This is a genomic window from Rhodoferax sp. (genome assembly GCF_030646845.1).
Taxonomy (GTDB): domain Bacteria; phylum Pseudomonadota; class Gammaproteobacteria; order Burkholderiales; family Burkholderiaceae_C; genus Rhodoferax.
In genome coordinates this window covers 1-20,504 of the sequence record NZ_JAUSLE010000070.1, presented here as the reverse complement: position 1 = coordinate 20,504, position 20,504 = coordinate 1, and the positions used below count along the sequence as shown (strand labels likewise).

The 20,504-nt window shown below is 59.8% G+C and carries 18 protein-coding genes and 1 tRNA gene; 7 read left to right on the top strand and 12 right to left on the bottom strand.

Annotation, left to right across the window (positions count from 1 at the left end):
- Window positions 1-85: 85 nt before the first annotated feature.
- The 10 genes from Q7T10_RS17945 to Q7T10_RS17905 form a co-directional block, all read right to left on the bottom strand.
- Window positions 86-1,996, bottom strand: coding sequence for a primase-helicase family protein (locus Q7T10_RS17945; RefSeq protein WP_304750866.1), 1,911 nt, complete (start codon window positions 1,994-1,996; stop codon window positions 86-88).
- A gap of 128 nt (window positions 1,997-2,124) precedes the next feature.
- Window positions 2,125-2,373 (bottom strand): hypothetical protein, encoded by a 249-nt coding sequence (locus Q7T10_RS17940; protein ID WP_304750864.1) that lies wholly within the window; start codon window positions 2,371-2,373, stop codon window positions 2,125-2,127.
- Window positions 2,370-2,609 (bottom strand): helix-turn-helix transcriptional regulator, encoded by a 240-nt coding sequence (locus tag Q7T10_RS20840; protein ID WP_370653791.1) that lies wholly within the window; start codon window positions 2,607-2,609, stop codon window positions 2,370-2,372. Before Q7T10_RS20840 ends, Q7T10_RS17940 begins: the two co-directional genes overlap by 4 nt.
- A 50-nt stretch (window positions 2,610-2,659) precedes the next feature.
- Window positions 2,660-3,154, bottom strand: a complete 495-nt coding sequence (locus Q7T10_RS17935) for a hypothetical protein (protein ID WP_304750862.1) — start codon at window positions 3,152-3,154, stop codon at window positions 2,660-2,662.
- Between the two features lie 10 nt (window positions 3,155-3,164).
- Window positions 3,165-4,376 carry an integrase arm-type DNA-binding domain-containing protein gene (locus tag Q7T10_RS17930; RefSeq protein WP_304750860.1) on the bottom strand — a complete coding sequence of 404 codons (1,212 nt, stop codon included), beginning with the start codon at window positions 4,374-4,376 and terminating at the stop codon, window positions 3,165-3,167.
- A gap of 199 nt (window positions 4,377-4,575) precedes the next feature.
- Window positions 4,576-4,665, bottom strand: a tRNA-Ser gene (locus Q7T10_RS17925).
- 108 nt (window positions 4,666-4,773) lie between these two features.
- A complete protein-coding gene (locus tag Q7T10_RS17920; protein ID WP_304750859.1) occupies window positions 4,774-5,904 on the bottom strand; it encodes a branched-chain amino acid ABC transporter substrate-binding protein in 1,131 nt (376 codons plus the stop codon).
- 115 nt (window positions 5,905-6,019) lie between these two features.
- The gene (locus Q7T10_RS17915) at window positions 6,020-6,331 is read right to left on the bottom strand and encodes a hypothetical protein (protein ID WP_304750857.1); all 312 of its coding nucleotides are present in this window, start codon (window positions 6,329-6,331) and stop codon (window positions 6,020-6,022) included.
- Window positions 6,331-6,765, bottom strand: coding sequence for a DNA polymerase III subunit chi (locus Q7T10_RS17910; protein WP_304750855.1), 435 nt, complete (start codon window positions 6,763-6,765; stop codon window positions 6,331-6,333). Before Q7T10_RS17910 ends, Q7T10_RS17915 begins: the two co-directional genes overlap by 1 nt.
- A gap of 7 nt (window positions 6,766-6,772) precedes the next feature.
- Entirely contained in the window at window positions 6,773-8,230 is a 1,458-nt protein-coding gene (locus tag Q7T10_RS17905; RefSeq protein ID WP_304750853.1) for a leucyl aminopeptidase, read from the bottom strand.
- A 23-nt stretch (window positions 8,231-8,253) separates the two neighbouring features.
- On the opposite strand from Q7T10_RS17905, the gene lptF reads away from it, so the two are divergent.
- The 6 genes from lptF to Q7T10_RS17875 all read left to right on the top strand — a co-directional run bounded on the left by lptF (window position 8,254) and on the right by Q7T10_RS17875 (window position 14,349).
- The gene (gene lptF, locus Q7T10_RS17900; protein WP_304750851.1) at window positions 8,254-9,366 is read left to right on the top strand and encodes an LPS export ABC transporter permease LptF; all 1,113 of its coding nucleotides are present in this window, start codon (window positions 8,254-8,256) and stop codon (window positions 9,364-9,366) included.
- On the top strand, window positions 9,363-10,469 hold the full coding sequence (gene lptG / locus Q7T10_RS17895; protein WP_304750849.1) for an LPS export ABC transporter permease LptG: 1,107 nt from the start codon (window positions 9,363-9,365) through the stop codon (window positions 10,467-10,469). Before lptF ends, lptG begins: the two co-directional genes overlap by 4 nt.
- Before the next feature lie 33 nt (window positions 10,470-10,502).
- On the top strand, window positions 10,503-10,874 hold the full coding sequence (locus Q7T10_RS17890) for a sirohydrochlorin chelatase (protein WP_304750847.1): 372 nt from the start codon (window positions 10,503-10,505) through the stop codon (window positions 10,872-10,874).
- A gap of 66 nt (window positions 10,875-10,940) precedes the next feature.
- Window positions 10,941-11,894 (top strand): CysB family HTH-type transcriptional regulator, encoded by a 954-nt coding sequence (locus Q7T10_RS17885; RefSeq protein ID WP_304750845.1) that lies wholly within the window; start codon window positions 10,941-10,943, stop codon window positions 11,892-11,894.
- Between the two features lie 30 nt (window positions 11,895-11,924).
- Complete coding sequence (locus Q7T10_RS17880) at window positions 11,925-13,085, top strand: pyridoxal phosphate-dependent aminotransferase (protein WP_304750842.1); 1,161 nt, start codon at window positions 11,925-11,927, stop codon at window positions 13,083-13,085.
- Between the two features lie 172 nt (window positions 13,086-13,257).
- Window positions 13,258-14,349, top strand: a complete 1,092-nt coding sequence (locus Q7T10_RS17875; RefSeq protein WP_304750868.1) for a PQQ-dependent sugar dehydrogenase — start codon at window positions 13,258-13,260, stop codon at window positions 14,347-14,349.
- A gap of 59 nt (window positions 14,350-14,408) precedes the next feature.
- Here Q7T10_RS17875 and hrpA read toward each other — a convergent pair whose 3' ends face one another.
- Window positions 14,409-18,296: an ATP-dependent RNA helicase HrpA gene (gene hrpA / locus Q7T10_RS17870; RefSeq protein ID WP_370653792.1), complete on the bottom strand. Its 3,888-nt coding sequence runs from the start codon at window positions 18,294-18,296 to the stop codon at window positions 14,409-14,411.
- A 197-nt stretch (window positions 18,297-18,493) separates the two neighbouring features.
- On the bottom strand, window positions 18,494-19,714 hold the full coding sequence (locus Q7T10_RS17865; protein ID WP_304750838.1) for a diguanylate cyclase domain-containing protein: 1,221 nt from the start codon (window positions 19,712-19,714) through the stop codon (window positions 18,494-18,496).
- A 192-nt stretch (window positions 19,715-19,906) separates the two neighbouring features.
- Between Q7T10_RS17865 and argA the strand changes: the two genes are divergently transcribed.
- The coding region (gene argA, locus Q7T10_RS17860) for an amino-acid N-acetyltransferase (protein WP_304750836.1) at window positions 19,907-20,504 on the top strand (598 nt) is incomplete at its 3' end.

The following is a 20,504-nucleotide window of genomic DNA, read 5'->3' as shown; positions in this document are numbered from 1 at the left end:
TCTTGCCGGGCATGCCGTTTACCTTCGATATCTGTTCGAAGGTCCAACGGTAGCCCCGCCTCCCGGACCCGCCCGGTGTAGGCCTCTAACCGGCCAACATAGTTGTCGTCAACCGGCCAAGGTAATTGTCGTCAACCACTTGCACGGGGTCCATGCCTTTTTGCTCATAGTGCATGGTCTTGGCAGTCACGCGCGACTTGATCCGGTCTGCCTGTTTCGGGTCACCAATAAACACCGCTTCATCCAGCACGGCGAAGGACAACGACATCAAGTGCCAAGTGAAGCGCCCGGCGATCAGTTCGGGGTCGTCTGCCAACATGGCGTGACGCCCAAACAGAAGGATTAAGGGATCGAATAGAGAGTTCTTGCCCGTGCCCTTGGCACCTTTGAATATCAGGATGGTGTCAGGCACGCCGCCAGGATTTTGAATCTTCCACGCGATCCAGTGCAGCACATAGCGCCGCTCGAACTCGTTGGGAACAAGTGCCGCCAGCACGTCAAGCCACAGCGACACATCGCCAGCAACAGGGTCCACGGCGAACCCTTGCCATAGGTTCTGCATGTTGCCGGGCAGTGCCTCACCCGGCGCGTACACCAGCCCCTCGTATTGCCGCCGCGCTGGATGCGCCAGCCACGCATCAGACAGGGCGCGCTGTTTATCCCCGGCTTTCTGGATAGGGGCAAACCGTCCGTTCAACATGGAACGAAACGCAGCCACGTCTAAGTAGCCGAAGCACCGCACTACCCCGCGCCCAGTCATGCTCGGGGTCTGGAAATCGACCACAAGCATTTTTGAACCCACCCGCACCAGGGCAAAGCGTTGATTCAGTTCGCCCACCCATTCGACTACGCTTTCCGGCTCTGTCACCTCCACACTGCCGGGTGGGGTCGTATCCACCAGTGCGCCCAATTGAATGGCGGGGTTTTTGATCTTGCCCCGGAATTCGCAGGTATCGCAGGGTCCAGCCGCTTCATGTGCCACACCCCATGCCTCGCAACCCGCAGGGCCCCCCGTCAGGCTGTCTATTTTTCTGTCGGTAGCTGCCTCCTCATAGTCAGGATGCCCGCGACTGACTGAGTGTGCGAGTTCGCGCCCCTCGATAGAAAGCTCCGCCGCTTTCACTGCCAGCAGCCACACCGGATAGGGTGTATCGCGTCCTTCGCGCTGTGCCGCTTGGAGCATCGCGCCGCACTTCCTGGCGGCTTGCATGTAGCTGAACTCCGGGAAAGCCCCCAATATGTCGCCATTGAGTGCTGGGTCAAAAGCGCTGCCGGCCCATGGCCCCCCAATGCCCGGACCTACATCAGCGCCCGGCTCGTAGCTCGTCATACGGTCCCATTCCTCCAACGTGTAGGGCTGAACCTTCCAACGGTGTGCCTTGACTTCTTTGCCCGTTTTCTGGTGGAGCGATCCCGGCGCGCGCATGATCCGCGCCGCGTCCGTGGTGCATTGGGCGTCAATCTTGAGTCCGTGCAGCTTTGCCAGCGTCACCAGCGCCTTGGCACGTCCCAGCCACTCAGCGGGGGTTATCGGCTCACTCAGCACGTAGTGCAGGTGCACGCCACCGCTGCCGGTCAGCACCAGAAAATTGGGTATCGAGGAAGCCGCGCGGACAAAAGCCCCTACGGCCTTTAATGCGGTCGGCCCATCCGGATAACCTTCTGTGGGGCCGTTGGGCTTGGCGTATTTGTCGGCACCGCCTTCAATGTCAATCCAGAACCCGCGCATAGCGATGGCGTTTTCTTTGGTCCGGCCTTTGAAGCGTGCGACGGCATCGTGGTTGAACGCGGCCATCGTGACATAGGCGGGCTTGCGCCCCTTCGCTTTCTCTGCGGCCCACGGGCCAAAGTGCGCCCCCGGCTTGTTCCAATTGTGGTCGTTGGGGGTGCTGTTCAACCCTGTAGTGACCACTGCCTGCACGCCGTCCGGGTGGTTTACCGCTACGCCTTGGAAAAACTCAGCGGCGGCATTGTCTTGCGGCCCTTTGGCTTTCACTGTGGGGGTCGTGGCAACGTTCGGCGGCTCTGTGCCTTGGGGGTTGCCCCCGTCAGATTCAATCGGTATATTCATCGCTGTTAACGTGTTTGCCCTGCCCTCTATGTGGCGGGGCATTTTTTTATGGATCAGGGCTTGCGGTTGGCTTCAACGGTTGCCAATTTCACGGCGGATTTCAGCTTGCCCGTGCGATCACGCAAGCGTTCATTCAGGGCCAGCGCAGCAGTGACGATCTTTGCGCAGTCACTGGCGTTAACCGTGGAACTCGGGGCGCAAGCCTTGTCGATCAACCCTGTCAATTGGCGTAGCTGTTCGTCGCTTTGCAGCTCGGCTTCCTCGGCGCGATCCAGTTCGGTGCGCAACATTTCGGGGCTCATGCTGTCACCCCCGTGTGGGCTTCGATCCAGCCTTGGGGGTCCGCTAGCCATTCCTGCACATCGCTGGCTTTCCAGCGGGTAAAGCGGGGACCGCAACGCAGGGCAGCGGCTGGAAAATGCCCCCTTTTGATCAAATTAAACAGGTGAGATTTTGAGATTCGGCACCGTGTCGTGATGTCGTTCTGTGTGTACAGGTCTTGCGCCAGTACGGTGGGGGTTTCTATCGGTAAGACCACTTCGGACTCCTTCGGTTTCGGTAGTCCTATTTTTCCAAGTGGTGCGGTATTTAGGGAGTGGTGTTTCTTGGCAGAAAATACATCGCACTTACGGCAGCAGCAACCTGACTGAAGCTGAAGTTGAAGTCGGTTACGACAGTTCTGGCTTTGAAGTCTGCTTTTCGATCTGCGTCCGCTTGGGCCAATTGACGGGCTTCCGGCAAAACCTTTTGAAGGTTTCGCCTATCAACACCTGTGGATCGCGCAGCCAATGCAACAGGCGCGCCGTGCTCGGTGACAAGCCTCAAAGCCGCTTGCGTTTTGTTTTCGGCAGTGCCCAGCAATTCGCTCACTGTTGTGCCGATATATTCCCCAGTCAGTCCCCGTCGGCGCTTCATGACAAAGCGCAGAGCAGTTGCTTCGGTGAAGCCCAGCAGCCTCAAACGCTGTATGCGCCCCAATCGAATTGCCAGCGCGACTTCGATGACAAAAGCGGCTTCGCCCGCTGCATCTATTTTTTGTTTTGGGGGCCGCCCCCTGGCATTTGCTTTCGGCTTGGACTCCACAGTCAGCCCCTCAAGCCACTAGCTTACGTAGCGGCAACACGTTGCCCCGCGTCAACCCTTCGAGGTAGGCACCCCACCACGCCATCATCTTGGCCCGTTGGGGCAGATACAGAGCATGGTTATAAGCAGCACTCACCTCATTGCGCTCGATATGGGCCAACTGCAATTCAATGTGGGCATGGTCGAATTCATGCTCATGCAGGACCGTTGATGCCACTCCCCTGAATCCGTGCCCCGTCATCCGGTGCTTGTATCCCATGCGGGCCAGTGCCCCAAGAATGGTGTTGTTGCTCATTGGCTTGTCGTGATCACGCTCACCCGGGAACAGCAGTTCACGCCCACCAGTGACGGTTTGCAATGTGCGCAGCACGTCGATTGCCTGCGGTGACAGCGGCACGATATGGGGTGTCCGCATCTTCATGCGCTCGGCGGGGATGTCCCAGCGTGCGGCCTCCAGGTCGAATTCTGACCAGCGAGCGCCAATCAGTTCCCCGGTTCTGACAAACGTCAGCGCGATGAGCTTTACGGCCAACCGGGTCGTGGGCGTGCCCTGATAGGCATCTATCTTGCGCAGCAACAGAGGCAGTTCGATTGCATCAACCCGGGCATAGTTGGTTTTGCGCCGGGGCTTGATCACGTCGCCGGGCTTGATGTCAGTCGCTGGGTTTCTCTTTGCTTTGCCGTGGGCAATGGCGTACCGGAACACATATGCCGTGGTCTGTAATGAGCGTTTGGCGATGTCGAGCGCGCCGCGCTTCTCGATGGTCTTGACCATGCTCACCAGTTCGGGGGCTTCAATCTCAGTGATGGGCCGTGCACCAATTGCAGGGAAAACGTCCGCCTCAAGCCTGCGGATCACATATGCGGCATGACGCTCAGTTCTTAACGGGCTCCAGACTGCCCACCACTCACGGGCCACAGACTCGAATGTGTTTTCGCTTGCCGCTGTCTTGGCTTTGCGTTCTGCATGTTTGACGGCAACTGGATCGTTTCCCGCTGCGACATGTTCCCGTGCCGCGTCACGTTTGGCCCGGGCATCGCTCAGACTCACATCAGGATATTGCCCAAGAGATGCGGTTTTCTCTTTTCCCTCATGCCTGAATCGGAGTTGCCACAGCTTCGCCCCATTTGGGCGCACCAGCAGCACCAGCCCCCGTTCGTCCGCCATGCGGTATTGTTTGTCCGTTGGCTTGGCCTTTTGAATTGCAGTGACAGTCAGCATGAGGTTCCCCGGTTCTGTGGGTAACGGCTGGGGCTGGTGTGGGTAATGCCTCCGTTACCCGCTTGGTTACCCACAAAAATCCGTGGCTTCAAGACTACCAGAAAAGACGCAAGAAAACAAAAAAGCCCCGGCTCCGCTAGGGAACAAGGGCTTTTAGGGGGTCTACTTACACGGTTGGAGACCGTTGAGAACCTATAACTGGCGGAGCAGGCGGGATTCGAACCCGCGGAGGGTTTTACCCCTCGCACGCTTTCCAGGCGTGTGACTTAAACCGCTCATCCACCGCTCCAGCATCTGGTATTTTAGCTGAGCCAAGAGCCGATTTCCGTCACCCGGGCCAAAGCGCCAAGAAAAAAGCCACCCGAGGGTGGCTTTTTCGATCCTGCACAGAACTGGATCAGTTCAGGGCAACTTTCTTGCCGTCTTTGTACACAGACAAGGTCATCGCTGGGTTCTTCAGTTCGCCGTTCGGCTCGAATGCGATGTTGGCCGTCACACCCTTGTAGCTGGTTTCGATCAGCTTTGGCGTATAGACCTTCGGGTCGGTCGAATTGGCGCGCTTCATCGCGTCAACCAGCACGAACGTGGCATCGTAGGTGTAGGGGCTGTAGATCTGGAACTGGCCGGGGTACTTGGCGTCGTACTTGGCCTTCCACGCGTTGCCACCGGGCATCTTGGCGATCGACGCACCGCCCTCGGCACACACCACGCCGTTCAGGCTCGTGGCGCCCGCAGCGATTTTGATGATCTCAGCCGTGCAGATGCCATCACCGCCGAAGAATTTGACGTTGGACAGGCCCAACTGGTCCATCTGGCGCAGCATGGCGCCGGCTTGTGCGTCCATGCCGCCGTAGAAGACGCCATCGGGCTTCTTGGCCTTGATGGCGGTCAGGATGGCCATGAAGTCGGTAGCCTTGTCGGTCGTGAACTGTTCGTCAACAATCTGGATACCCTTGGCGGCGGCCGTCTTTTTGAACACTTCGGCAACGCCCTGACCATAGGCCGTGCGGTCGTCAATTACGGCAAACTTCTTCAGCTTGAGCGCATCAGCCGCGTAGAAAGCCAAGCCGGCGCCCAACGAGTTGTCGTTCGCAATGATGCGGTAGGTTGTCTTGTAGCCCGGCTTGGTCAGGTTGGGGTTGGTAGCGGCGCCCGTCACGTGGGGGATACCGCAGTCGTTGTAGATTTTGGAAGCAGGAATGGTGGTGCCGGAGTTCAGGTGACCCACCACACCGGCGACTTTCAAGTCGCACAGTTTCTGTGCAACCGCCGTGCCCTGTTTCGGGTCAGCCGCATCGTCTTCTGCTGCAATCTCGAACTTGATTTTCTTGCCACCGATGGTGATACCCTGGGCATTCAGATCCTCGATGGCCATGCGGACACCGTTCTCATTGTCTTTACCGTAGTGGGCTTGTCCGCCGGACATTGGGGCGACGTGACCGATCTTGACGACCATGTCCTGCGCCATGGCCACGCCAGCTGCCGCTGCGATCGCTGCGGCGACGGTAATCTTCAATTTCATTTGCATAGAAAACTCCTTGATTGAGAAAAATGTGAATTTAATTGCTCCACATCCGGCACGATAACGCAATTTTCGAGCCACCCATATAGGGTAGACACCAAGCCTGTCGGTTAATGCCCCATTATTTCGACTTATGCAGATCGGCTCGCGACGCGATGGCTTCAGAGACAGCTTGCCGTACCACGCCCTCCAATTCCTCACGAAGTCGTAAACGCAAGGTCTGCGTCTGCTCGCTCACCACGGTGCGAAGCATGGCATCGACTTCTTCTGCCACGCGGCGTTCGATCATCATGTCCACCCGCTGCATGACGAACCAGACGGTTTCTTCAAGGTCTGGCGTTGCCGGAATTGCCTTCTTGACCACGCCAGATGGATGCACAACCTCGGTCAGGGTTGGCAAGAAACGGGGCAGATTTCGGGGTGTCGTGCTCATCAATGGGAAGTCTTCAAAACCAGATCATGACGCGAGATGGTGTAACCCTGATCGGTGTATTGCTTCCAGCGGCCGCGTGCGCGCTGGCGATCTTCGTCGTCCAGGCCAACGACCTCAATCACTCGCTCGAAGCGTTCAAAACCATCGGGTATGGCGGCACCGAGATTCAGTAAGACCTGTTGATGAGGTACTGCCTGGATTGAAGCTGCCAGGATCACGGGAGAAGCCGCGACGACCCGCGCATCGCTCTCCAGATGACAGTGCGGCACAAAATCTGTGGGTGAAAAAGTCCACAGAGCGTTATCCAGTTGCTGCAGCGTGTCTGGCAACCCCGTCACCACGACCTTCGCACCGCTGCCTGCTGCCTTGCGCAGCAAACGGCAGGCATACGCCACGCGGTCAGGTGCATTGAAATGAAAAGCCACCTCAGTCACTGTAAAGTCACTTGTACGGGTTGGCCGAAGTCAACAGGTATTCCAGCAAAAGCGCCACCGGACGACCGGTAGCCCCTTTTGCCGTCCCGCTCTTCCAGGCCGTGCCAGCGATGTCCAGATGGGCCCAAGGGAATTTGTCGGTGAAACGCTGCAAAAATTTGGCGGCTGTGATGGCGCCACCCGCACGTCCGGCCACGTTGGCAACATCTGCGAAATTGGTTTTAAGGCCTTCCGCGTAGTCGTCATCCAGCGGCATGCGCCAGCCCAGGTCAGAAGAAGACTCACCCGCAGCCAGCAGATCCCTGGCCAATTCATCATTGGCGCAGAACAGGCCGCTTCGCACACCCCCCAAGGCAATCATGCAAGCGCCGGTGAGTGTGGCGATGTCGACCACGGCGCGTGGCTTGAAACGCTCCGCATAGGTCAAAGCGTCGCACAGCACCAGACGCCCTTCGGCATCCGTGTTGAGGATTTCAATGGTCTGGCCACTCATACTGGTGACGACGTCGCCCGGCTTGACCGCCCGGCCACTCAAAAGGTTCTCACAGGACGGAATCAAGCCGACCACGTTGATCGCAGGTTTTAACTCCGCCAATGCCCGAAAAACGCCCAGCACGCTGGCCGCGCCGGACATGTCGAACTTCATCTCGTCCATTTCGGGGGCGGGTTTGATCGAAATGCCGCCGCTGTCAAAGGTGATGCCCTTGCCCACCAGGACGGTCGGCGCCTCAGACTTCGCCGCACCGTCGTAACGCAACACAATGAAACGCAAGGGTTCGTCCGAGCCCTGGGCCACTGCCAGGAACGAGCCCATTGCCAGTTTGGCCACTTCTTTGGGGCCAAGCACCTGGCACTTGATATTCGGGAGCTTGGCCAACGAACGCGCTGCCCCTGCAAGCAGCGTGGGCGTCGCATGGTTGGCGGGTCGGTTGGCCCATTCCTTGGCGTACTCGATGCCGGTCACCGCGGCAACGGCCCGGTCGAAAGCGGGCTTGACCTTCGGGGAATTCGGCAAACCCACGACAACGCGCTGGATCGCCCTGCCCTCGGGCTTTGATTTGGTGGTCGTAAATACATAGCTGGCCTCGGCGACCGCCATCACGGCGGCCCGGACTGCGTCTTCGCGAGGCAGGTCAGCAAAACAGACCGTCAACTTCTTGACACTCGAGCCCTTGACCGCGGCCACGGCAGCGGCAACGGCCTGGCGCACTTCTTTGGCCGATCCATCTCCGACCCCCGCCAGGACAACACGTGAACATGCCACCCCCTCAGAACGGTATAGAACCAGTGGTCTGCCGGGTTTGCCCGGTTTGGTCTCCAGATCCCCCGCCTTTAATGCATGAGCAGCCAGGATGGACAAAACGTCTTTCCCTGGTTTGAAGGACTGGCTTAGCAGGACAATCAGGGCGTCGCATTTCTCATTGGCCGCACCGCTGATGTCAAATGTCTTGAGTTCAAAGTTCATAATTCGGGTTTCCCTTCCTTCTGATGTTATTCCATTCCTCCATTCGCAAGGAGCTGGCGCGCAGTTTTGGCGCCACGCTGATCGTGCTGGCGACGGTTGTCATGACCATGACGCTGATCCGTACCCTCGGCCAGGCCTCGCGCGGCAGCTTCAACCCGTCTGACGTCATGCTGATCATGGGCTACACCGTGCTCGCCTACATGCCGACCATTCTGACCATGAGTCTGTTCATCTCCATCATCGGAACATTGTCACGCATGTACCGCGACAGCGAGATGGTGATCTGGTTCGCTAGCGGACGGGGCTTGGCCGCTGTGCTGCGTCCCCTGTTGCGGTTTTCCTGGCCCGTGCTCTTTGTGGTGATGGCGCTCGCATTGCTCGTCCTGCCCTGGTCCAATCAAAGAATTGAAAACATGAAGGATCAATACGAAAAGCGGGGTGACATTGAGCGCATCGAACCCGGTCAGTTTCAGGAATCGGCCGGGGGCAAACGGGTGTTTTTTGTGGAAAAAAACGCCGGCAGCAAGCAGTCCGGCTCGAACGTCTTCATTGCCACGACCGAGTACGGCAAGGAGACCATCACCTCCGCACGCAGCGGGCGCATCCAGAGTGTGGGGCAAGACCGGTTTCTGATGCTGAGCAACGGGCAGCGACTTGAGAGTGTGATTGGCAAGTCGGACCTGAAAATCAGCGAGTTTGAGGAATACGGCACCAAAGTAGGCGTGGATGTTATGAGCGGGAATGAATACGTTCCGGTCAACACCCGCCCGACGGTGGAATTGTTGAAGAGCCCGACACTGCCAAACCTGGCAGAGCTGTCATGGCGCTTCGGGTTGATTCTGGCTGCCGTGAATTTTGTGATCATCGGCCTTGCCGTCTCCAGCGTCAACCCGCGCGTTGGGCGCAGCGCCAATATGGTTTTTGCACTGTTTGCCTTCGTGATGTATTACAACTTGTTAAACCTTGGCCAGAGCTGGATTTCCTCTGGCAAGGTCACATTCGGCGGATTTTTGCTGGCCTTGCATGGCAGCGTTCTGGTGCTTGGCGCCCTCTGGCTTGCCAAGGGACATAACAACTGGCACTGGGGCACATTATTGCGTTCACGGTCCTCACTTTTGCGGAAGTCACCGACTTGAAAACGATCCGACGGCTGATCTATGGCGAGGTGCTGTATGCGGTGATGTTCGTCACCCTTGGGTTTCTCGCCCTGTTCTTCTTCTTTGATTTTGTGGAAGAGGTCCAGTCCCTTGGACGCCATGCGGCGACCGGGTATCGCCTGGTCCATGCGCTGACTTTTGTGGGCCTGATGATTCCGAGTCACCTCTATGAACTCCTGCCTATCGCCGTTCTGATTGGCACCATCTTTGTCATGGCCCGTTTCGCCCAGAGTTCGGAATTCACCATTTTGCGCACCAGCGGGCTGGGTCCCTGGCGCGCCCTGAAAACCCTCCTGTTGTTGGGTGCGGGCTTTGTCCTGCTGACGTTTGCGGTTGGCGACTACATCTCGCCGATAGCGGACCGCACTGGTCAACTCCTCAAGGCGCGTTACCAGGGGCGCATCACGGTGGGTCAGACCGGCGCCTGGCTCAAAGAAAAGCAGCGTTACGCGCAGTACGCGGTCAACGTCAACGCGCTGGAGTCGGATGGCAGCATGCGGGATGTGCGCATCTTCGAATTCGATAACCAGGGCTTCCTGATGTCCATGGTGCAGGCAGAGACGGCAAGCTTTGGGGATGACGACTCCTGGACCCTGACCCGCGTGGGCAGGACCGAGTTTCCGTCGCGCGAGACAGACTCGGCCCGAATAGATCGCGCTACCTTGGACCGCTATCGATGGCCCAACCGGATCAGCTCGGAAATGGTGTCGGCCGCGCTGCTCAAACCCGAGCGCATGAGCACGATTGACCTGTTCCAGTACATCCAGCATCTGCAGGCCAACGCGCAGACGGCGCAGCGCTATGAGATCGAGTTCTGGAAGAAGGTCTTTTACCCGCTAAGTTGCCTGGTGATGGTGGTCTTGGCCCTGCCCTTTGCTTACCTGCACTTCCGCTCTGGCGGTATAGCGACCTACGTATTTGGCGGGGTGATGGCGGGCATCAGCTTTTTCCTGTTGAACAATGTCTTTGGCTATATCGGCAATCTGCAGAATTGGCAACCCTGGCTGACGGCGGCATTGCCGGGCATAATTTATTCGCTGCTTTCCCTGACGGCGTTTGGATGGCTGGTACTGAGGCGATGACGTTGATGTTGTAGCAAAAATAGCGAGGTTTCAATGCAATCAGATACAGCACGCGGCACGATCCTGTTTGGGCATGGCTCGCGCGACCCTTTGTGGCGAAAACCGATTGAGGCGGTGGCCAGCCATATTCAAGGCATTGCCCCCGAAATCCATGTGCGCTGCGCCTACCTGGAGCTCACCGTGCCGGACCTGCCCACCACCGCAGCCGAATTGTCCGCCCTGGGCGTCACGACGATCACGGTTGTCCCCATGTTCCTGGGTGTGGGCAGGCATGCGCGGGACGACTTGCCGCTGCTGATGGCTGCATTGCAGCACAGTCATCCGCATATCGAGTTCGCTTTGAGGCCCGCCATCGGTGAAGAGACCCTGATGATTGAACTCATGGCTCGAATTGCCCTTTCCTGACGATTGGAAGGACGGAGGCTTATATGACTGAGGCATAATGAATTTCAATGTTAGCTGAAATTTGATATGAACCTCCACCAATTCCGCTTTGTTCAGGAAGCCGTCCGGCGCAATCTCAACCTGACTGAAGCTGCCAAAGCCCTGCACACCTCCCAACCAGGAGTCTCCAAAGCCATCATCGAGCTGGAAGAGGAGCTTGGCATCGAGATCTTTGCGCGCCACGGCAAACGCCTCAAACGCATCACCGAGCCGGGTCAACATGTGCTCAAAAGCATCGAACTCATCATGCGCGAGCTGGGCAACCTCAAACGCATCGGTGAGCAATACAGTGCCGAGGACAGTGGCACCCTGTCGATCGCCACCACCCACACGCAGGCCCGCTACGTGTTGCCGGAACCCGTGGCCAAGCTGCGTCAGGCCTATCCGAAGGTCAATGTCAGCCTGCATCAGGGCTCGCCGGAGCAGGTGGCCAGAATGTTGATCGACGAAGTGGCCGAGATTGGCATCGCCACTGAATCATTGGCCGGCTATTCGGAGCTGGTGACCCTGCCCTGCTACGAGTGGCAGCATGTGCTGGTGCTACCTGTGGGCCACCCCTTGAGCCTGAAGGAACACCTGACGCTGGAAGACATCGCCCAGGAACCCCTGATCACCTACCATCCGTCTTATACCGGCCGCACCAAGATTGACCATGCCTTCGCCACCCGCAAGCTGGAGCCCCGCATTGCGCTGGAAGCGATCGATTCAGATGTGATCAAGACCTACGTCCGGCTCGGTCTGGGCGTTGGCATCGCGGCAGAAATGGCCGTACGCGACGTCGTGGCCGAGGGCTCCAAAAGCGATCTGGTCGTGCGCCCGGCCGGTCTTTTGTTTGGCCAGAATGTGACCCGGGTGGCGTTCAAACGTGGCGCCTACCTGCGCAATTTTGTCTATAAGTTTGCCGAATTGTTAAGTGACCGGCTCAGCCGTGATCTGGTGGCTCGAGCCATGCAGGGTCATGTCGACGACTACGAGCTCTAAAAATCATCCCATCCTGAACTGATATTCGCCATGAGCACCGAAAAAACCCCGACACTGCAAACCAGACTGCCCAACGTCGGCACCACCATCTTCACCGTCATGTCCACACTGGCGGCGGAGAAAAATGCCGTCAACCTGGGGCAAGGCTTTCCCGATTTCAATTGCGACCCCAGGCTGATTGACGCGGTGACTGACGCCATGAAGCAGGGCCTGAACCAGTACCCGCCCATGGCCGGCGTGCCGGTCTTGCGCGAAGCCGTTGCCACCAAAATCAAGAGCCTGTATGGGCGTGATTACAGTGCGGCGAACGAGATCACCATCACGGCCGGTGCCACCCAGGCCATCATCACCATTGTCCTGGCCGTGGTGCACGCGGGCGATGAGGTCATCGTGCTGGAACCCTGTTACGACAGCTACGTTCCCAACATCGAACTCGCTTGCGGCGTGCCCGTGCGCGTGCCGTTGACGCCGGGCACCTTCCGCCCCGATTTCGACAAAATCGCCGCCGCCATCACGCCCAAAACCCGCGCCATCATCATCAACTCACCGCACAACCCGAGCGGCACGGTGTGGACGGCTGCTGACATGCTGCGCCTGCAGGAGATTCTCGCGCCCACCAACGTTCTGTTGATCAGCGACGAAGTCTATGAGCACATGGTGTTCGACGGTCACCAACATCAAAGTGCCGCGCGCTTCCCCGGCCTGGCGGCGCGTGCCTTCATCGTCTCCAGCTTCGGCAAAACCTACCACGTGACCGGCTGGAAAGTGGGCTACGTGGCCGCCCCGGCGGCCTTCACCACCGAGTTTCGCAAGGTACACCAGTTCAATGTCTTCACGGTCAACACCCCCGTGCAGTACGGGCTGGCGTCGTACATGGCGGACCCGAAGCCGTATCTGGAATTGCCCGCGTTTTATCAGCGCAAGCGCGACCTGTTTCGCGAAGGGCTCAAGCGCACCAAATTCAAGCTGCTGCCCAGCGAGGGCACCTACTTTCAATGCGTGGACATCTCGGCAGTGAGTGACCTGGGTGAGACCGAGTTCTGCAAATGGCTCACCACTGAAATTGGCGTCGCCGCCATTCCACTGTCGGCGTTTTACGGCAATGGCTTTGATCAACGCGTGGTGCGCTTCTGCTTCGCCAAGAAAGACGAAACGCTGAACGCCGCCCTGCAGCGCCTGCAGGCGCTATAAATATGAGAGCGTCTTGAGCAGGTAGCGTAAGGGCTACAGCCTGTTTTTATATAAATATTGGCACAAGAGACAGGTTCTTCGCCAAAAGGTACGATGGCTTTCCTGTCTGCTTGAATAGGAGGCCACCATGTCACAAGTCATCAAAGCGCTTGCATTTTGTTCGCTGTTGCTCATGGCCAGCGTGGCCGCTGTCCAGGCGCAGACGGTGCGTCCCGAGGTGGTGGCATCCGACCTGCAAAACCCGTGGGCCGTGGCCTTTTTGCCCGAGGGCAGGTTTTTGGTCACCGAACGCCCGGGTCGCATGCGGGTGATCGAGGCCAACGGCAAAGTCGGGGCTGCGCTGGACGGCTTGCCCAGGATGGCCGCGGGGGGACAAGGCGGTTTGCTGGACCTGGTGCTGGACGGTGAATTTGCCCGCAACCGCACGCTGTTTTTCTGTTTCTCCGAGCCCGGCCCCGCCGGCAACAGCAGCGCCCTCGCCCGCGCCCGCCTGTCAGAAGACCGCACGCGGCTGGAGGAAGTCAAGGTCATCTTCAGTCAGCAGCCCAAGGTCGCGAGCAACGCCCACTTTGGCTGCCGCATCGTGGAAAGTCAGCAAGCGGGCAAGCCCGACGGCCTGCTGTTTCTGACACTGGGGGAACGTTTTGTGCGCAAGGACGATGCGCAAAAGCTGGACAGTCACCACGGCAAGATCATCCGTATCCACAAGGACGGCCGCGTGCCCGCCGACAACCCTTTTGTGGGTCGCGCTGGCGCCCTGCCGGAAATCTGGAGCTATGGCCACCGCAACGTGCAAGGTGCCACCCTCTCGCCGGACGCAACCTTGTGGACCCATGAACACGGTCCGCAAGGCGGTGACGAAATCAACCTGCCCCAGCCCGGGCGCAACTACGGCTGGCCGGTGATCAGCTATGGCGAGAACTACGGTGGCGGCAAAATCGGCGACGGCATCACGGCCAAAGAAGGCATGGAGCAGCCGCTGCACTACTGGGTGCCGTCGATTGCCCCCTCGGGCATGGCATTCCTGAGCAGCGAGCGCTATGGCCGCGCCTGGGTCGGCAACCTGTTTGTTGGCTCATTGAAGTTCGGCTACCTGGATCGGATCGAGTTGACCGAGCCCTTCAAAGGCAAGGTCGTGCGAGAGCACAAGCTGCTGGCCGATCTGGGGGACCGCATCCGCGACGTCCGCCAGGGGCCGGACGGCTTGCTGTACGTGGTGACGGACAAGACGCGGGGGCAGTTGATTCGCTTGTTGCCTAAGTGAGGGAAGCACTGGCGCTACTCAGGGCAACAACGACTCAATTCAGGACCGACGTGTTTCAATCAGCCATTTAGTTGTGACCACGCCTTCTCCAGCCGCTTCACACTCACCGGCTGCGGCGTGCGCAGCTCTTGCGCGAAAAAGCTCACGCGCAGTTCTTCCAGCAGCCATCTGAATTCCTGCATGCGCTCATCGCTCACACCTTTGCGCTCGGCCACCAGGCGCCAATAGCGCTGCTCCAGAGGTCGCAGCTCGGCCAGGCGAGCGGCGTCGCGGGCCGGGTCGGCCCGGTATTTCTCCAGCCGCGCAGTGATCGCCTTGAGGTAGCGGGCAAAGTGCTGCAGCGGGCCCCATGGCGAGGTGGCCAAGAAGCGTTTCGGCATGAGGCGCGCCAGCTGCTGGGCAGCATCAAGCGTGGCCTCGGGCGCATTCTTCGTGTCCTTGATCTTGCGGGCGGCCACGGCATACTCGGCCAGGATGGTGGCGGCCAGACGTGCCACTTCATTGGCAATCAGGGTCAGGCGGCCGCGGCCCTCGTCCACCCGGCGCTTGAAGTCGAATTCGTTGGTTGGCAGCGGGTCCAGCAAAAAAGCCCGGTCCAGCGCCACCGCGATGATCTGCTCGCGCAGTTCCTCGATGGTGCCGCCGCCCGTTCCATCGGCGGCCTTGCCCACCTGCATGAAAGTGACGGCCATCTTCTGCAGATCGGGGATGTTCTTTTCCAGGTACTTGAGTGCGTCCTTGATCTGCAGTGAGAACAGGCGGCGCAAGCCGGCGCGGTGTTTGGCCGCTGCCACATCGGGCTCGTCAAACACCTCGATCGTGACGGCGTCACCGGCATCGATCAGGCCGGGGTAGCCAATCAGGGTTTGGCCGCCCTTCAGGATTTCCAGCAGTTCGGGCAGCTCGCCAAAGGTCCACGCGGCGTGGCGCTGGCCAGCGGGCGCGGCTGGGGCCACTACGTTTTTGATAGCTTTCTTGCTACTATTGACGCGGGCTACAGGCTGGTTTTCCTTAAACGCCGGCTGGGTCGCGGCAACACTGGCCATTTTCAGGCCCGCCAGCGCCTGAAACGCACCACGCGCCTTGGCGCCCAGTTCGGCTTTCAGCGCACCCAGGTTGCGTCCGGTGCCGAGCTGGCGGCCATGTTCGTCCACCACCCGGAAGTTCATGAAGAAATGCGGGCTGAGCATGTCCACCTTGATGTCGGCACGGACAACGTCGATCGAGGTCGCCGCACGTACCAGTTTCAGCAAGGCATCTAGCAGTGAGCCATGGCCGAAGGTTTCTGGTGCGTTCAGTGTTTCGGCCATTTTGGCGGCGGTATCCGGCAGCGGCACCAGCCGTGAGCGCGGGCGCTGGTGCAGGGTCTTGATCAGTGCCTGAATTTTGTCTTTCAGCATGCCGGGCACCAGCCACTCGCAGCGCTCCTCGTTCACCTGGTTCAGCACAAACAGCGGCACCGTCACGGTCAGGCCGTCTTTGGCGTCGCCGGGTTCGTGCAGGTAAGTGGCCGCACAGTCCACGCCGCCCAGGCGGATGGTTTTCGGGAACGATTGGGTGGTGATGCCGGCCGCCTCGTGGCGCATCAGTTCTTCGCGCGTCAGCAGCAACAGCTTCGGATTTTTCTTGATCTCCTCGCGGTACCAGTTCTCAAAGCTGTAACCACTGCAGACGTCTGCGGGCAGCTGCTGGTCGTAGAAGGCAAAAATCAGCTCTTCGTCCACCAGCACGTCCTGCCGGCGCGCCTTGTGCTCCAGGTCTTCCACCTGCTTGATGAGCTTCTGGTTGGCTTCGAGAAACGGTAGCTTGGTCTCCCACTGCTCGTCCACCAGGGCTTGCCGAATGAAAATCTCGCGCGCCGCCACCATGTCGACCCGGCCAAAATTGACTTTGCGGCCACTGTAGATGACGATGCCGTACAGCGTGGCGCGCTCCAGCGCGGTGACCTCGGCGACCTTCTTCTCCCAGTGCGGATCCAGCAGCTGCTTCTTGATCAAATGGCCGGCCACCTGCTCCAGCCATTGCGGCTCGATGGCGGCAATGCCGCGGCCGAAAAGGCGTGTGGTCTCCACCAGTTCGGCGGCCACAATCCAGCGCCCCGGCTTCTTGACCAGATGCGCGCCCGGATGCGGATAAAACTTGATGCCCCGCGCCCCCAGGTATTCACCCGATGCGCCCTCCGTCTCCAGCTTGCAGCCAATATTGCCCAGCAATCCGGACAACATGGACAGGTGCAGCTGCTCGTAGTTGGCGGGCAGTGTGTTGAGCCGCCATTTGTGCTCGGCCACCACGGTGTGCAACTGCGAATGAATGTCGCGCCACTCGCGCACGCGGCGGATGTTGACGAAGTTCTGGCGCAGCAGCTGCTCGTACTGGCGATTGGACAGCTTGTGCTCGGCGCCATGGCCACCACGGGCCGTGTCCAGCCATTTCCACAGCTTCAGGTAGCCGCTGAACTCGCTTTTCTCGTCATCGAACTTGACGTGCGCCTGGTCCGCCTGTTGCTGCGCTTCCATTGGACGGTCGCGCACATCCTGCACGCTGAGCGCCGAGGCGATGACCAGCACTTCGTCCAGCGCGCCCCGGCTGCGGGCCTCCAGAATCATGCGGCCCACGCGGGGGTCGAGCGGCAGTTTGGCCAGTTCCTGGCCCATCGGCGTCAGTTCATTGGCGTCGTCCACGGCGCCGAGTTCGTTGAGCAACTGGTAGCCGTCCGCAATGGCGCGGCCGGAGGGACGCTCGATGAACGGAAACTCCTCCACCAGTCCCATGTGCAGCGACTTCATTCGAAGAATCACCCCGGCCAGGGAAGAACGCAGAATCTCGGGGTCGGTAAAGCGCGGCCGCCCGTTGAAGTCTTTCTCGTCATAGAGCCGGATGCAGATGCCGTTGGCCACGCGGCCGCAACGCCCGGCGCGCTGGTTGGCCGAACTCTGGCTGATCGGCTCCACCAGCAACTGCTCGACCTTGCTCCTGAAGCTATAGCGCTTCATGCGCGCCGTGCCGGCGTCAATCACGAAGCGGATGCCCGGCACGGTGAGCGAGGTCTCGGCCACGTTGGTGGCCAGCACGATGCGCCGTCCGGTGTGGCCGTCAAAAATCCGGTCCTGCTCGGCCTGGCTCAGGCGCGCAAACAGCGGCAGCACTTCGGCGTTGCGAAACAGCGGCTGGTGGCTCAGGTGCCGGCGCAAATGGTCAGCCGCCTCGCGGATTTCGCGCTCACCAGGCAAGAACACCAGGATGTCGCCGCTGTTGTGCACATCGCGCCACAACTCGTCCACGCCGTCGGCAATGGCCGAGTTCAGGTCGTAATCGCGTGATTCTTCAAACGGCCGGTAGCGCTGCTCCACCGGGAACATGCGACCTGACACCATGATGACCGGCGCGGGACCATTGCGGGAAGCAAAGTGGTCGGCAAAGCGCTGGGCGTCGATCGTGGCCGAGGTCACGATGATTTTCAGGTCTGGCCGGCGCGGCAGGATCTGGCGCAGGTAGCCCAGCAAGAAATCGATGTTCAGGCTGCGCTCGTGCGCCTCATCGATGATGATGGTGTCGTAGGCCTTGAGCAGCGGGTCGGTCTGGGTCTCGGCCAGCAGAATACCGTCGGTCATCAATTTGATCGATGAATCGCGGCTGAGCCGATCCTGAAACCGCACCTTGAAGCCGACCACGTCGCCCAGCGTGGTCTTCAGTTCTTCGGCAATGCGCTTGGCCACGCTGCTGGCCGCAATGCGGCGCGGTTGGGTGTGGCCGATCAGCTTGGCGTGTTGGCCGGGCGGGTAATTGAGCTTGCCCCGCCCCATGGCCAGCGCAATCTTGGGCAGTTGCGTGGTTTTGCCAGAGCCGGTTTCGCCGCAAACGATGATGACCTGGTGCGCTGCCAGCGCAGCGGAAATCTCATCGCGTTTGCCGGAAACCGGCAGCGACTCGGGAAAGCTGATGGGCAGAGGAAGCCGGGAAGAGGGCAAGAAAGAATCGGCAGTCAAAGCAGCCAATTATCTATCGGGTGTTCCTGCCCGCATCGGTGTCTGCGTGGATAGGATTTTTTGGGGTCAGAGCCCAAATTTTCTCAGCCAAAGGCTGACCCTTCGGGTGCGACGCATGGCGTCGCAGAAAAATTGGTGTCTGACCCCAATAAATCCGGTCAGGACGCAACAACCGGCAACTCGACAATTTTCCGGCTTTTTTCGTCGAACCAGGCGAGCCGGCTGGGGTAGCTCCAGGCCGTGCGCGACATGCCTTGCGCCATTGCCACGGCCACTGCGGCATGCTCGTCGGCCTGCGAAAGTCGCAGCACCCCGACTCCCACCTCGGCCGCCCACCGGGTTTGCTGGTAGCCCCGCGCGCTGGCGTTCTGGCGGGTATTGAGGACCACTGATTTGGACAGGGTGGATTGCACCAAACGCGCCAGCCGGATCAGCCGACCGCTGTCATTGCTGCTGCCCTTGAGCAGCAAAAACCCGTCTTCACCGAGCCGCCCCATTTCGACATGCGCTGGCACCACACGCCGCAAGCGCCCGGCGCACACAAACAGCGCGTGGTTCACCGCTGCCCGGCCATGGAGCTTTTCGAGCGCGTACAGGTTGCCGATGGATACCGCAATAACACCCAGCGGCATGGGCTGTTCCTGATGCTGCATAAACGCCGCATCCACCATCTGCGCGGTCTCGCTGTGCGAGCGCATGCGTGTGACCGGGTCATAGTCTGGCCCCTGGGCCATCACCTCGCGCAGTTCGATGACGTGGGAATAGCGCGTCCACAGGACAATACTGATCGAGGTCAGGTAGGCCGTCGCCGCAAGGGCGCTCAGCGCGTGAACTTGCCAGGGCGCATGGGACCGGTTCAGCGCAATCCATCCCAGCCCGGCAATCGCCACCAGCATGGAAAAGACACCCGACACCATGACCCAGCCCAGCCTTTCGCCCTGCCAGGCGCTGCGCAAGCTCAGCGCCAGTGCCAGCACCCCCAGCAGGCACGCCATGGCGATGCCTGCGGTCAATGCCGACGCCGGGGCCATCGGCCAGCCCGTCACGATCGCTGCGACAGCCATCGCAAACAGGGCCAAAGCCGTGCGGCGCCGGATTTTGGGCTGGTGCAGCAGCCCGAGGGTGGCGAAAAAATAATAGACCAGCAGTGCAGAAACCAGACTGGCGACCGCGGCCAGAAAACGGTCCCGCAGGGCATCGTTTTCAATCGGAAACGCGCCCAGAAAAGCCAATACAAAAAAGGCAGCCGCCAGAGACGTCAGGGCGGCATTGAAAGCCACGCGGCGCAGCGAACGAATATAGGCAAATACCGAGCCGACCAGCATCAAGCCGGTCGCCCCAAAATAGCCGCCCCAAAACCCGATGACAAATTGCTCCATGGGCGTGGACAATACCTGCACCGCCGATATTACGCAATCAGGGCTATCGGCAAGCCGGAGCCGCCCGGCGCCAATTGAATTCGTCCCTTACACTCACAGCGTTTCGCTGTGGCGCAGCCTTGAACCATTGCCCGTCCTGGCTCTTTGCCCGACAGCGTTTGCTTTACCCCTCCTGAACCCGAAAGCGCGCCCATGTCTGCCGTCTTCAATTTCACCTTTGTCCCCTGGTTTCGCTCGGTAGCACCTTACATTCACAAGTTCCGCAACCAGACTTTTGTGGTGGGTGTGTGTGGTGAAGCCATTGCCGCGGGCAAGCTGCAGCACATTGCGCAGGACCTGGCGCTGATCCAGAGCATGGGCGTAAAGATCGTGCTGGTGCACGGCTTTCGGCCACAGGTCACTGAGCAGCTCCAGGCCACGGGCCATGCGGCCAGATACACGCACGGCATGCGCATCACCGACGAAGTGGCGCTCGATTGCGCACAGGAAGCCGCCGGCCAGTTGCGCTATGAAATCGAGGCAGCCTTCAGCCAGGGCCTGCCCAACACGCCCATGGCCGGAGCCACCGTGCGCGTCATTTCCGGCAATTTCATCACCGCGCGCCCGGTCGGCATTCTCGACGGCGTGGACTTCATACACTCCGGCATGGTGCGCAAGGTCGATAGCGGCGCCATCGGCCGCGTGCTCGACTTTGGCGCCATGGTGCTGCTGTCGCCGTTTGGCTTTTCACCGACCGGCGAAGCCTTCAACATGACCATGGAAGAAGTCGCGACCTCGGTGGCGATCGCCA

Coding starts and splice junctions, on each gene's coding strand:
- Q7T10_RS17940 (WP_304750864.1), bottom strand. CDS start 2,373: ATGAGCCCCGAAATGTTGCGCACCGAACTGGATCGCGCCGAGGAAGCC.
- Q7T10_RS17930 (WP_304750860.1), bottom strand. CDS start 4,376: ATGCTGACTGTCACTGCAATTCAAAAGGCCAAGCCAACGGACAAACAA.
- Q7T10_RS17920 (WP_304750859.1), bottom strand. CDS start 5,904: ATGCAAATGAAATTGAAGATTACCGTCGCCGCAGCGATCGCAGCGGCA.
- Q7T10_RS17915 (WP_304750857.1), bottom strand. CDS start 6,331: ATGAGCACGACACCCCGAAATCTGCCCCGTTTCTTGCCAACCCTGACC.
- Q7T10_RS17905 (WP_304750853.1), bottom strand. CDS start 8,230: ATGAACTTTGAACTCAAGACATTTGACATCAGCGGTGCGGCCAATGAG.
- lptF (WP_304750851.1), top strand. CDS start 8,254: ATGTTATTCCATTCCTCCATTCGCAAGGAGCTGGCGCGCAGTTTTGGC.
- Q7T10_RS17890 (WP_304750847.1), top strand. CDS start 10,503: ATGCAATCAGATACAGCACGCGGCACGATCCTGTTTGGGCATGGCTCG.
- Q7T10_RS17885 (WP_304750845.1), top strand. CDS start 10,941: ATGAACCTCCACCAATTCCGCTTTGTTCAGGAAGCCGTCCGGCGCAAT.
- Q7T10_RS17880 (WP_304750842.1), top strand. CDS start 11,925: ATGAGCACCGAAAAAACCCCGACACTGCAAACCAGACTGCCCAACGTC.
- Q7T10_RS17875 (WP_304750868.1), top strand. CDS start 13,258: ATGGCCAGCGTGGCCGCTGTCCAGGCGCAGACGGTGCGTCCCGAGGTG.
- Q7T10_RS17865 (WP_304750838.1), bottom strand. CDS start 19,714: ATGGAGCAATTTGTCATCGGGTTTTGGGGCGGCTATTTTGGGGCGACC.